Genomic DNA, 12,254 nt, shown 5'->3' on the forward strand with positions numbered 1-12,254 from the left:
GAGGAGAGAACGCTCCACCCTGTCCAGGGTCAAAAATGGCCTAGCCAGCGCCGGGAATGGCATTAACGTCCCCCGCCATGCTGACGCTCCGCTCCGTTTCGACCGCCGCCCTGGCCCTCGCCCTCCTCGCCGCCGGCCCCGTCCGCGCCCAGGAAGACCCCCATCTGGCCCTCGAAGGCGTCGAGACGCCCTCGTCGCTGGATTGGGTGAAGGGCGAGAACGCCAAGACCCTGCCCGTTCTGACCGGCGACAAGCGGTACCAGGGTCTGCACGACGCGGCGCTGAAGGTGCTGGCCGCCAAGGACCGCATCGCCGCCCCCAGCTTCGTCGGGACCACCGTGTTCAACTTCTGGCAGGACGCCGACCACGTGCGCGGCGTCTGGCGCCGCACCAGCCTGGAGAGCTACCGCTCGGCCGATCCCAAGTGGGAGACGGTCATCGACCTGGACGCCCTGGCCAAGGCCGAGGGCAAGAACTGGATCTGGAAGGGCGCCGACTGTCGGCCCAAGACCCATGACCGGTGCCTGGTGAACCTGTCGAACGGCGGCAAGGACGCCGTCGAGGTGCGCGAGTTCGACCTGACGACCAAGGCGTTCGTCAAGGACGGCTTCCTTCTGCCCGAGAGCAAGCAGACGGTCGACTGGCTGGACGCCGACACCCTGATCCTGACCCGCGACTGGGGCGCGGGCACGACCACCGACAGCGGCTACGGCATGGTCGTGAAGACCCTGAAGCGCGGCCAGTCGCTGGGCGAGGCCGTCGAGGTGTTCCGCGGCGAAAAGGCCGACGTCAGCGCCCGCCCGCACGTGCTGCGCGACGCGGAGGGACACCGGGTGGTGCTGATCGAGCGGGCCACCGACTTCTTCCACACCAAGACCTTCCTGCTGGAGGACGGCAAGGCGACCCAGCTGCCGATCCCCGAGCGCTCGTCGATCCGCGGCCTGATCGGCGGCGAGTTGATCCTGACGGTCGAAGAGCCCTGGACCTTCACCCGGCCCTACGCCAACGGCCGGCAGAAGGTCTTTCCGGCCGGCGCCCTGGTGGCGGTCGCGCCTGATCGGCTGTTCCCACTCAAGACCGATGCCAACGGCGACATCACGGTCAGCAACGACTGCAGCCCCTGCCAGATCTTCGCGCCCGGTCCGCGCCAGTCGATCGACCAGGTGGCGGTGACCGACCACCGCGTGGTGGCGGTGATCTACGACAACGTACGCGGCGGCCTGACCAGCTTCACCGATAAGGGCGAGTTCGGCTGGCGCGGCGAGGCCCTGCCGGTGATCGACAACGCCGCCGTCTCGATCGTCGCGACGGCCGACGAGGGCGACCAGCTGTTCTACTCGGTCGAGGGCTTCGTCACCCCGACCCAGCTGAAGCTGGCCGACGCGACCAAGGCCGGCGCCGACACCGTCAAGACCCTGCCGGCCCGCTTCGACGCCTCCAAGCTGAAGGTCGAGCAGAAGGAAGCCACCTCGAAGGACGGCACGAAGATCCCCTACTTCCTGGTCAGCCAGAAGGGCGCGAAGCTCGATGGCTCCGCCCCCACCCTGCTGCACGCCTACGGCGGCTTCCAGCTGTCGAAACTGCCGGTCTACGACCCGCTGGTCGGCAAGCTCTGGCTCGAGCGCGGCGGCAGCTACGCGGTGGCCAATATCCGCGGCGGCGGCGAGTTCGGTCCGGCCTGGCATGAGGCGGCCCTGAAGGCCAACCGCCAGCGGGCCTACGAGGACTACTTCGCCGTGGCCGAGGACCTGATCTCGACCAAGGTCACCAGCCCGCGTCACCTGGGCGCCTACGGCCGCTCGAACGGCGGCCTGCTGATGGGCGTCGCCCTGACCCAGCGGCCCGACCTGTGGAACGCCGTGGTGGTGGAAAGCCCGCTGCTGGACATGATCCGCTACACCCAGCTGCCGGCCGGGGCCTCGTGGATCGGCGAGTATGGCGACCCGGCCATCCCGGCCGAGCGCGCGTGGATCGAGAAGTACAGCCCGTACCAGAACCTGAGGCCGGGCGTGAAATACCCCCTGGCCTACATCACCACCTCGACCAAGGACGACCGGGTGCACCCCGGCCACGCCCGCAAGTTCGCCGCCAAGCTCGGCGATCTGGGCCAGCCCTACCTCTACTATGAGAACACCGACGGGGGTCACGCCAACGGCGCCGACCCGGCGGCCAACGCCAAGCGCTGGGCGCTGCACTACACCTACCTGTCGCGCCAGCTGATGGATCACTAAATGCGTAGCCTTGTCCTGGCCCTCCTTGCCGCATCGAGCCTGATGACCGTTTCCGCCCACGCCGCCCCCGCGCCCGCCGACACCGCCGCCCGCACCCCGCTCACCGAGTTGGGCAAGGACGATCCCTACATCTGGATGGAGGAGATCGAGGGGACGAAGGCGCTCGACTGGGCCAAGGCCCAGAACGACCGCACCCTGCCGATCCTGCAGGGCGACCCGCGCTACCAGGGCCTGCACGACTCCGCCCTGGCGATCGTCAACGCCAAGGACCGCATTCCGGGCGTGGCCTTCATCGACGACCACGACCTGCGGAACTACTGGCAGGACGCCGACCACGTGCGCGGCGTCTGGCGCACCACCACCCTGGAGAGCTACCGCACGGCGCAGCCGACCTGGGAGACCATCCTCGACCTCGACGCCCTGGCCAAGGCGGAAGGCAAGAACTGGGTCTGGAAGGGCGCCAGCTGCCTGGCCCCGGAAAGCCGGTATTGCCTGGTCCAGCTGTCGAACGGCGGCAAGGACGCCGTGGTCGTGCGCGAGTACGACGTCAAGACCAAGACCTTCGTCGCCGGCGGCTTCGAGCTGCCCGAGGGCAAGCACCGGTTCGACTGGATCGACAAGGACACCCTGATCGTCGCCACCGACTGGACCCCGGGCGAGGTGACGACCTCCGGCTATCCCTACGTGGTCAAGCTGGTCAAACGCGGTCAGCCCCTGTCGGCCGCCAAGGAGATCTACCGCGGGACCAAGGACGACGGCGGCTACGGCGTGTCGCCCTACGCCCTGCGCGACCATGACGGCGTGGTGCAGGCGGTGTTCGTCAACCGGCCGCTCGACACCTTCAACGCCGAGACCCACATGGTGGTCGGCGACAAGACGGTGAAGCTGCCCTTCCCGCTGAAGTCGTCGATCCAGGCCCTGGTCAAGGGCCAGCTGGTGTTCAGCGTCGAGCAGGACTGGGCCGAGCAGGGCCTGAAGACCGGCGACCTGGCCGCCTTCGACCTGGCCGCCTTCAAGGCCGCGCCGGAAACGGCCAAGGCGACGCTGATCCTGCACCCGACCGCCCGCGAGGCGATCGAGGGCGTCAGCGCCACGCGCGACCGGCTGGTGGTGGCCCTGTTCCAGAACGTCACCGGCGGCGCCCATGTCTATGACTTCAAGGGCGGCGCCTGGACCCGGACCAAGCTGGACCTGCCGACCAATTCGACGGTCGGACTGGGGTCGGCCTCCGACAAGGACGACCGCATCTTCGTCAGCGTGACCGGCTACCTGACGCCGACCACCTACTGGCTGGCCGACGCGGCCACCGGCAAGCTGGACAAGGTGAAAGCCGCCCCCGCCAAGTTCGACGCCTCGACCCACGTGGTCGAGCAGTTCGAGGCGACCAGCAAGGACGGCACGAAGATCCCGTACTTCCTGGTCCGACCCAAGGGCCTCAAGTACGACGGGACGACCCCGACCCTGCTCTACGCCTACGGCGGCTTCCAGGCCTCGATGACGCCCGGCTATTCCGGCGTGACCGGCAAGCTCTGGCTGGAGCGCGGCGGCGCCTATGTGGTCGCCAACATCCGCGGCGGCGGCGAGTTCGGGCCGAGCTGGCACGAGCAGGGCCTGAAGGCCAACCGCCAGCGGGTCTATGACGACTTCTTCGCCGTCTCCGAAGACCTGATCTCGCGCAAGATCACCTCGCCGCGCCGGCTGGGGATCATGGGCGGGTCGAACGGCGGCCTGCTGATGGGCGTGGCCCTGACCCAGCGTCCCGAGCTCTACAACGCCGTCGTCATCCAGGTGCCGCTGTTCGACATGGTCCGCTACAGCCAGATCGGCGCGGGTTCGTCGTGGATCGGCGAGTACGGCGACCCGCAGATCCCCTCGGAGCTGGCGGTGATCGAGAAGTACTCGCCCTACCAGAACCTCAAGGCCGGCCAGAAGTACCCCGAGGTGTTCATCGAGACCTCGACCAAGGACGACCGCGTCCACCCGGCCCACGCCCGCAAGGCGGCGGCCAGGCTCGAGGCCCTCGGCTATCCGGTGCTGTACTACGAGAACGTCGACGGCGGCCACGCGGCCAGCGCCAACCTGGCCGAGACCGCCCGCCGGGTGGCCCTCGAATACACGTATCTGACCCGCAAACTGATGGACTGACGCTGCAACGTCCGTAAACCGGACCGCAATCTCTGGGCGCTATCACGGTACCTGGCCTTCTGGAGGTCCGTGATCAGCGCTCGGGGGGCGCCCGTGAAGATCGACGTCATCCAGGCTCTGCAGCTTTCGCCGGAGGACAGCGCGCGCTGGACCTCGCTTCAGGCGTTGCAGCCGCGCCTCGACTCTCCGTTCCTGTCGCCGCAATGGGCCAAGGCGGTCGCCACCGCCCAGGGCGAACAGGGCGATCGCGTGAAGGTCGCCGTGATCCGCGGCGACGACGGCCAGGCTCTCGCCTACCTGCCGGTGCGGGTGAAGGCGGGCGTGGCCATGCCGGCCGGCGCGCCCATGTGCGACTATCAGGCCCTGGTCTCCGAACACGACATCGCCGTCGATCCGCGCCGCCTGCTGGCCGCGCTCAAGGCCCAGCGCCTGGACTTCTGCCACATGCTGGCCGACGACGAGACCCTGGCCCGGCACGGCCGCGGCCAGGCCGACTCCTGGATCGTCGACGTCTCCGCCGGCTACGAGGCCTACGCCGCCGACCGCAAGACGGCGGGCGTCGGCGTGCTCAAGGACATCGACAAGAAGCGCCGCAAGGCCGAGCGCGAGGTGGGCCCCGCCCGCTACGCCGCCATGTCCGAAAACCGCGCCGACTTCGACCAGCTGATCGCCTGGAAGCGCGAGCAGCTGCTGGCCACCGGCCAGACCGACCTCTTCAAGACCGACTGGGTCAACCGCCTGGTCGAGGACATGTTCGCCCGTCGCGACCCGGACTTCGGCGGCGGGCTCTACACCCTGCACCTGGGCGACGAACTGGCCGCCGTGCACCTGCACCTGCGCGGGGCGCACACGATCCACGGCTGGCTGATCGCGCACAACGCCAAGTTCGACCGCTATTCGCCCGGCCTGCTGCTGTTCCAGGACATCCTCAAGGGCATGGACGGCGGCCCCCATACGCGGCTGGACCTGGGCACCGGCGACTACCGCTTCAAGCGCGAGCTCTCCAACGCCCGCCAGACCGTGGTGTTCGGCTTCTACGGCGCGCCCTCGCCGGCCACCTTCGTGCGCTCGGCCGCCTGGGGCGTGCGCCAGGTCGCCGAGGCCCTGCCGCTGGGCCGGATGTCGGCCCTGCCCGGCAAGGCCATGCGCCGCATCGACCTGCTGCGCGGACTGCACTGAGGGCCGCGGGGTCTCGACCCGCCCCTTCAGCGAACAGGGTCTTGAAGCCAGATTCCAACGGACCAGCAGGTGCGATCGTCGTTAGCCGTCGGACCTTCGATCCAGACAAGCAACTCGCGCGCCCGTGGCGCGGTCTCGAACAGGTCCAGGGGACAGTCGCCCTCTCCCCAGAAGTAAAGGTCCGGCGCGTCTCGGGTGGCTTCCTCGCTGGCAGGCCTCGCCATGCAGCGGCTCGCGGTCGGCGCGGGTTCGAGCGTAAGCCCGACCCAGCCATGCGGCCCTTCGAACTCGGCTTGGCTGCCACGCACCATGGGATGTGCGCGCCAGTAGTCCGGATCGTGGATCCGGGCCCCGAAGATCAGGTCGTGATGCATGGCTTCGAACATGGGGTCGGATTGGCGGCCGCGCCGTCTCTGGCGAACCGGTCCTACCCGGCCTTGCCCGTCTCCAGATAGGCCTTCAGGCGATCCTGCTGCTGGCCGAGCACCTGGTCGACGACCGGGGCGATCTTGTCGAGACCGCCCTTCATGTAGCCGCCGGCGTCATAGCTCCAGGTCAGGGTGGTCTTGCCGTCGGCCTCGGCCAGGGCCCAGACCAGGTGACCGCTGGCGCCGGAGAACTGCAGGGGTCCCAGGCCGCCGAACAGGGTCAGCTGCTTGCCCGGTTGGGCGTTGACGACGGTCATGTGCAGCACCGCGCCGCTATTAGGCATCTTCTCGCAGAAGCAGGCTCCCGGCGCCGCGCCCAGCGACAGGTTGGCGGCCGAGCCCGACCAGGTGTGGTCGCTGCTCCACCACTTGGCCGGCTGCACCAGCGCCGCCCAGACCTCCGCGGCGGGCTTGGCGATGACCACGGCGCGCTTGGTCTCGAAACCGTTCGGCTGGGCGTCGACCACCTCGGCGCGCGCGGCGCCGGCCGCCAGCAGGGTCAGGACGGCGAGAACGGGGGCGGCGAGTTTCATGGCGCGTCTCCGGAAACGATGTTCGGAGGATCAAGCGCCAGCTGCGCCATTCAGGCAAGAGGAAGCCGTCAGGCCTTCTCGAACACCAGCGGGCCGCCCCAGAAGCTCTGCACCAGGCCGTTCTGCGGACCCGGCTGGCCGGTGGTCAGGAAGACGCGGCCGCCGCCCGTTCCCGGGCCGTACTCGGGGTGACGCTCCAGGTAGCGCTCCAGGGAGTCGGCGGTCGAGGCCGGCTGGTGGATCACCGGGGTGCCGGCCGGCAGGGCGGCGCGGAAGATGTCGGCGATGATCTCGTAGTGGGTGCAGCCCAGCACGGCGCGGTCGGGATAGCGGCCGATGCGGGTCTTCAGCGCCAGGACATAGCCTTCGACGGCCTTGGCCAGGTCGACGACGCCGGCGTCGGCCTCGATCATCGGCACCAGGTCAGGACAGGGCTGTGAGAACACCGCCAGGTCCTGCTTTCGCTTGTCGATCTCGATCTCGTAGACGCGGGAATTGGTCGTCCCCTGCGTGGAGAACACCCCCAGCACGTCGAGCTGCTCGACCTTGTCGCCGCGGCGCTCGGCCTCGTGCTCCCAGGGCAGGCCCGTGGCCGCCTCGATGGTCGGCACGATGATGCCCAGGATGTTGATCGGACGGCCCAGCTGCTTGCGATAGCCCGGCAGCCAGGTCTGCTGCAGGCGGCGAAGGGCGATGGCCGACGCGGTGTTGCAGGCCAGGACCACCAGGCCGGCGCCGGCCTCGAACAGGCGCTCGCAGCCGGCCCGCGTCAGGTCGACGATCTCTTCCCCCGGCTTGCCGCCATAGGGGGCGTTGGCCTGGTCGGCCAGGTAGACGAAGTCCGCCTGGGGCAGACGCTGCACGAGGGCGCGGTGGACGCTGAGGCCGCCCACGCCGGAGTCGAAAACGCCGATGGTCATGGCCTGAGCATTAGCCGCGCCGAGGGCCTCCGTCCATGCGCCCGCACGAGGGAAAAGGGCGGAAAAGGCGTCGGCTTTGAAAAGGTTACGGTCCTGTCATGTGACGGGCGCGCGGGCATGGCCTAGGGTCCGGCCACACTCAACGGAGAGCCATCCGTGCAACGTCGCACCTTCCTGCTTTCGACCGCCGCGGCCGCCGCCGCGAGCGCCGCCGCGCCCGCCCTTTCCTTCGCCGCGGAGACCAATCCCTTGCTCGCTCCCTGGACCGGCCCGTACGGCGGTGTCCCCGCCTTCGACAAGATGAAGGTCGCCGACCTGACCCCGGCCGTCGATACGGCCATGGCCAGGAACCTGGCCGAGATCGACGCCATCGTCGCCAACAAGGAAAAGCCGACCTTCGCCAACACCATCGCGGCGCTGGAAGACACTGGCCGCACCCTGGCCGACGTCGCCTGCTACTACGGCATCTGGGGCTCGAACATGAGCTCGCCCGAGTACCAGGCCATCGAGCCGGCGATCGACGCCAAGTTCTCGGAGATCGGCGACAAGATCACCCAGAACGCCGGGCTCTTCGCCCGTATCGAGGCCGTCTACAACAGCCCCGAGAAGGCCAAGCTGACCGCCGAGCAGCAGCGCCTCGTCTGGATCTACTACACCAACTTCGTGCGCTCGGGCGCCAAGCTGGATCCGGCCGCCAAGGCCCGTGTCGCGGCCATCAACACCGAGCTGTCGGGCCTCTTCACCAAGTTCAGCCAGAACCTGCTGGCCGACGAGGAGACCTATATCGAGCTGACCGAGGCCGACCTGGCCGGTCTGCCCGACGCCATCAAGGGCGCGACGGCCTCCAGCGCCGAGCAGCGCAAGCTCCCGGGCAAGAACATCATCGTCAACACGCGCTCCAGCGTTGACCCCTACCTGACCAACTCGCCGGTGCGCGCCACCCGCGAGAAGGTCTGGAAGGCCTTCGTCAACCGCGGCGACAACGGCGGCGCGACCGACAACAACGCCCTGATCTCCAAGATCCTCAAGCTGCGCGCCGAGCGCGCAAAGCTGCTGGGCTTCGAGACCCACGCCCACTGGCGCCTCGAAAACTCGATGGCCAAGACACCCGACAAGGCCATGGCCCTGATGGAAGCCGTCTGGACCCCGGCCATCGAACAGGTCGCCAAGGACGTCGCCGACATGCAGGCGATCGTCGATGCGGAAGGCGGCGGCTTCAAGATCGAGCCCTGGGACTACCGCTTCTACGCCGAGAAGGTCCGCAAGGCGAAGTACGACCTCGATATGAACGAGGTGAAGCCGTACATGCAGCTGGAGAAGCTGCGCGAAGGCATGTTCTGGGCCGCCGGCCAGGTCTACGGCTTCGAATTCAAGAAGGTGTCGGGCCTGCCCGTCTACCAGGACGACATGACCGTCTACGAGGTGCTGCGCGGCGGCAAGCACGTGGGCCTGTGGTACTTCGACCCCTATGCCCGCCAGGGCAAGCGCTCGGGCGCCTGGATGAACGCCTACCGCAACCAGGAGCGCTTCAAGAAGCCGATCTCGACGATCGTCTCCAACAACTCCAACTTCATCGAGGGCAAGCCCGGCGAGCCGGTGCTGATCTCGTGGGACGACGCCAATACCCTGTTCCACGAGTTCGGCCACGCCATCCACGGCCTCAACAGCGACGTCACCTATCCGACCGTCTCGGGCACCAACGTCGCCCGCGACTATGTCGAGTTCCCCAGCCAGCTGAACGAGCACTGGCTGTCGACGCCCGAGGTGCTGAACAAGTTCTGCGTCCACTACAAGACCGGCGCGCCGATCCCGCAGGCCCTGGTGGACAAGATCAAGAAGGCCTCGACCTTCAACCAGGGCTTCGACACCACCGAGTACCTGGCCAGCGCCCTGATCGACATGAAGCTGCACCTGGCGGGCGGCGTCGATATCGATCCGGACAAGTTCGAGCGCGAGGAACTGGCCAAGCTGAACATGCCCAAGGAGATCGTCATGCGGCACCGCACGCCGCAGTTCGGTCACGTGTTCTCGGGCGACGGCTATTCGGCCGGCTACTACAGCTACCTGTGGGCCGACACCCTGACCGCCGACGTCGCCGAGGCCTTCCAGGAGGCGCCGGGCGGCTTCTACGACAAGCCCACCGGCCAGCGCCTGATCAAGACGATCATGTCGCGCGGCAACTCGGTCGACCCCGCCGAGCAGTTCCGCGCCTTCCGCGGCCGCGACGTCAAGATCGGCGCCCTGATGCGCGACCGCGGCTTCCCGGTTCCCCCGGGGGCGTGATCGGCTGACTTGAGCTGACCTGAAACGAGAACGCCCCGCCCGGTCACCCAGGCGGGGCGTTTTCTTTTTCCCTCTCCCCTTGCGGGAGAGGGTGGCCTCCGAAGGAGGTCGGGTGAGGGGTCGAAAGCCTTGTCCGCCGCGACGACGGATCGACCGGGCGAGAGGTCTAACGTCTGAGAGACCCCTCATCCGTCGGCCTTCGGCCGCCACCTTCTCCCGCAAGGGGAGAAGGAAACTAAGCCGCCCGCTTCGCCGCGCTAGCGCCGCCGCCGATCTTGAACCGGCCGACCAGCCGCGCCAGCTCGGCCGCCTCGTTGGACAGCGAGTGGCTGGCCGCCGTCGACTGCTCGACCATGGCGGCGTTCTGCTGGGTGGCCTGGTCCATCTGGTTCACGGCGACGTTCACCTGGGCCAGACCCGTGGCCTGTTCCTGGGCGCCGGCGGCGATCTCGGCCACCGTATGGTTGATCTCCAGCACCCCGGCGGTGATGCGGCGCAGGGCCTCGCCGGTCTGGCCGACCAGGGCCACGCCCTCGTCCACCTGCTGGCCGGACGCGCCGATCAGGCCCTTGATCTCCTTGGCGGCTTCCGCCGAGCGCTGGGCCAGGGCGCGAACCTCGGAGGCCACGACCGCGAAGCCCTTGCCCGCATCGCCGGCCCGCGCCGCCTCGACGCCCGCGTTCAGGGCCAGGAGGTTGGTCTGGAAGGCGATCTCGTCGATCACCCCGATGATGTTGCCGATCTCGCGCGAGGAGGCCTCGATCTGCGTCATGGCGGCGACGGCGCGCTCGACCACGGCCCCGCCGGCCTCGGCGTCCTTGCGGGCGGCGTCGACAGACCTGCGAGCGGTGCCCGCGCCTTCGGCCGCGCGGCGGACGGTGGCGGTGATCTCGTCCAGCGCCGCGGCGGTCTCTTCCAGACTGGCGGCCTGCTGTTCGGTGCGGCGCGACAGATCGTCGGCGGCGTGGCTGATCTCGCCCGAGCCGGCCCGGATGCCGCCGACCGCACCGGTGATCACGCTCATGGTCTCCTGCAGCCTCTGCATGGCGGCGTTGAAGTCGTCCTGCAGCTTGCGATAGGCGGGCGGGAAGGCGTGGTCGAGGCGAGCGGTCAGGTCGCCCTGCGCCAGGCGCTCCAGCCCCTCGCCGACCTGGGCGACGACCCCGGCCTGCTCGCGGGCCGACGCGGCGCGCTCGGCCTCGTTGGCGCCACGCTCGGCCTCGGCCCGGCGGCGCTGCTCGACGGCCTCGCCCTCGACCCGCAGCTTCTCGATCGCCGCATCCTTGAAGGTCAGCACGGCCTGGGCCATCGCCCCGATCTCGTCCTTGCGGCCCAGGGCGGGCACGGCCACGGCGTTGTCGCCGTCGGCCAGGCGGCGCATGGCCGAGGTCATGGCGTCGACCGGGGCGGCGATGCTGCGGGCCAGAAGCCAGCCCATCAGCACGGCGATGCCAACGGCGGCGGCGCCGCCCAGGGCCAGGGCCAGGCCGGCGCCCGCGAAGGCGCGCTTCTGTTCCTCGATCCGCTGGGCCAGCTGGGCCTGCTCGGCCTCGTCTATGGTCTTCAGCGCCTTGCGCACATTGGTCAGGCGGCCGCTCTTGCCGATGCCGACGCGGGACGCCTCCAGCTTGGCGGGGTCCTTGGCGTCGGCGATCTGGGCCAGGGTCTCGGCGCGGAACACGCTCACCGCCTGGGTCAGGGTGTCGAGATTGGCCTTTTCGGCGTCGTCCTCGGCGCCGGCGGTCAGGGCCTGGAAAGCCTCGTCGTACTTGCCCTGGTAGCTCTGGTACTTTTCGACGAACGACGGATCCAGGCTCGCCACGAAGCCGCGCGCGGCGTTCTGCTGCTCGACGAGATCCGCGCCGGCCTTCTCGACCAGCGCCAGATAGTCGTAGCTGTGGGCGTTGAGGGCGGTGACCCGCTGGATCGACGCCAGGCCGCTCCAGGCCAGGGCCCCTGCGCCGGCCACGGCCGCCACCAGCACGGCGAAGGCCAGGAGCAGCTTGTGCGCCACCTTGAGGTTGCTGAGCATCACGAGACTTCCCAGGAGAGTGTTGAGAGGAGTTTCGCCGATGCGGATTAATGGATATTATTCATGAACACACGAAGTGCATATCGAACGACGTTCTTGATTGTTCCGTGCAATCAAATCATTCTGCCGCAAGGATAGACCATAGGGTGCGACGTGTGGTCGCAGGCTTTGACTCCGCAGGTCGAAGCGGGTGATATTTATCCGTGTTCTGATTATTTTCGAATACAGTGGAGCGGGGCTCTCCACCTTGGAGCATTCGACGATTTTGCATCTTTGACGCGAATCGTGAGATAAAACCGACGTACGGCCGCAACCGGGGGACGGAGCCGCGCGTATTCGAACAAGGCCGAGCTTCGGCCGAACGCGCCAAGGACGCGCCCCCGATGAACGCTCCCCCGCCCCTGCCCCTGGTCCGCCCCATGCTGTGGCTGGCCGCCGCCGCCTTCGCGACCGGTTTTGGCGGCTACCTGCTGGTGGGCCTGAGCACGCGCTGATCCCCTCTC

Annotated in this window: 9 protein-coding genes; 5 read left to right on the top strand and 4 right to left on the bottom strand. The window is 68.5% G+C overall.

Going from position 1 to position 12,254, the window contains the following annotated elements:
- Window positions 1-56 precede the first annotated feature (56 nt).
- From AC2YHT_RS18470 to AC2YHT_RS18480, 3 genes are all read left to right on the top strand, one after another.
- Window positions 57-2,231, top strand: a complete 2,175-nt coding sequence (locus AC2YHT_RS18470; protein WP_487291280.1) for a prolyl oligopeptidase family serine peptidase — start codon at window positions 57-59, stop codon at window positions 2,229-2,231.
- Entirely contained in the window at window positions 2,232-4,376 is a 2,145-nt protein-coding gene (locus AC2YHT_RS18475) for a prolyl oligopeptidase family serine peptidase (RefSeq protein ID WP_487291281.1), read from the top strand. It begins immediately after the preceding gene.
- 93 nt (window positions 4,377-4,469) lie between these two features.
- Entirely contained in the window at window positions 4,470-5,555 is a 1,086-nt protein-coding gene (locus tag AC2YHT_RS18480) for a GNAT family N-acetyltransferase (protein ID WP_487291283.1), read from the top strand.
- 26 nt (window positions 5,556-5,581) lie between these two features.
- On the opposite strand, the gene AC2YHT_RS18485 is transcribed toward AC2YHT_RS18480, so the two are convergent.
- The 3 genes from AC2YHT_RS18485 to AC2YHT_RS18495 all read right to left on the bottom strand — a co-directional run bounded on the left by AC2YHT_RS18485 (window position 5,582) and on the right by AC2YHT_RS18495 (window position 7,436).
- Window positions 5,582-5,941: a hypothetical protein gene (locus tag AC2YHT_RS18485; protein ID WP_487291284.1), complete on the bottom strand. Its 360-nt coding sequence runs from the start codon at window positions 5,939-5,941 to the stop codon at window positions 5,582-5,584.
- Between the two features lie 41 nt (window positions 5,942-5,982).
- Window positions 5,983-6,516, bottom strand: coding sequence for an SRPBCC family protein (locus tag AC2YHT_RS18490; protein WP_487291285.1), 534 nt, complete (start codon window positions 6,514-6,516; stop codon window positions 5,983-5,985).
- Window positions 6,517-6,584: 68 nt separating this feature from the next.
- Complete coding sequence (locus tag AC2YHT_RS18495) at window positions 6,585-7,436, bottom strand: glutamate racemase (protein ID WP_487291287.1); 852 nt, start codon at window positions 7,434-7,436, stop codon at window positions 6,585-6,587.
- 156 nt (window positions 7,437-7,592) lie between these two features.
- Here AC2YHT_RS18495 and AC2YHT_RS18500 point away from each other — a divergent pair, with 156 nt between their 5' ends.
- Window positions 7,593-9,719 (top strand): M3 family metallopeptidase, encoded by a 2,127-nt coding sequence (locus AC2YHT_RS18500; protein ID WP_487291288.1) that lies wholly within the window; start codon window positions 7,593-7,595, stop codon window positions 9,717-9,719.
- Window positions 9,720-9,954: 235 nt separating this feature from the next.
- Here the strand turns inward: AC2YHT_RS18500 and AC2YHT_RS18505 are convergent, their stop codons facing one another.
- Complete coding sequence (locus AC2YHT_RS18505; protein WP_487291290.1) at window positions 9,955-11,751, bottom strand: methyl-accepting chemotaxis protein; 1,797 nt, start codon at window positions 11,749-11,751, stop codon at window positions 9,955-9,957.
- Between the two features lie 383 nt (window positions 11,752-12,134).
- Between AC2YHT_RS18505 and AC2YHT_RS18510 the strand changes: the two genes are divergently transcribed.
- The gene (locus tag AC2YHT_RS18510; protein WP_487291292.1) at window positions 12,135-12,245 is read left to right on the top strand and encodes a hypothetical protein; all 111 of its coding nucleotides are present in this window, start codon (window positions 12,135-12,137) and stop codon (window positions 12,243-12,245) included.
- Window positions 12,246-12,254 lie beyond the last annotated feature (9 nt).

It is taken from the genome of Caulobacter sp. SRI_008, from assembly GCF_057586355.1.

Bases quoted from the DNA above. Each gene is read 5' to 3' on its own strand.
- AC2YHT_RS18485 (WP_487291284.1), bottom strand. From the start codon at position 5,941: ATGTTCGAAGCCATGCATCACGACCTGATCTTCGGGGCCCGGATCCAC.
- AC2YHT_RS18510 (WP_487291292.1), top strand. From the start codon at position 12,135: ATGAACGCTCCCCCGCCCCTGCCCCTGGTCCGCCCCATGCTGTGGCTG.
- AC2YHT_RS18470 (WP_487291280.1), top strand. From the start codon at position 57: ATGGCATTAACGTCCCCCGCCATGCTGACGCTCCGCTCCGTTTCGACC.
- AC2YHT_RS18505 (WP_487291290.1), bottom strand. From the start codon at position 11,751: ATGCTCAGCAACCTCAAGGTGGCGCACAAGCTGCTCCTGGCCTTCGCC.
- AC2YHT_RS18490 (WP_487291285.1), bottom strand. From the start codon at position 6,516: ATGAAACTCGCCGCCCCCGTTCTCGCCGTCCTGACCCTGCTGGCGGCC.
- AC2YHT_RS18495 (WP_487291287.1), bottom strand. From the start codon at position 7,436: ATGACCATCGGCGTTTTCGACTCCGGCGTGGGCGGCCTCAGCGTCCAC.
- AC2YHT_RS18475 (WP_487291281.1), top strand. From the start codon at position 2,232: ATGCGTAGCCTTGTCCTGGCCCTCCTTGCCGCATCGAGCCTGATGACC.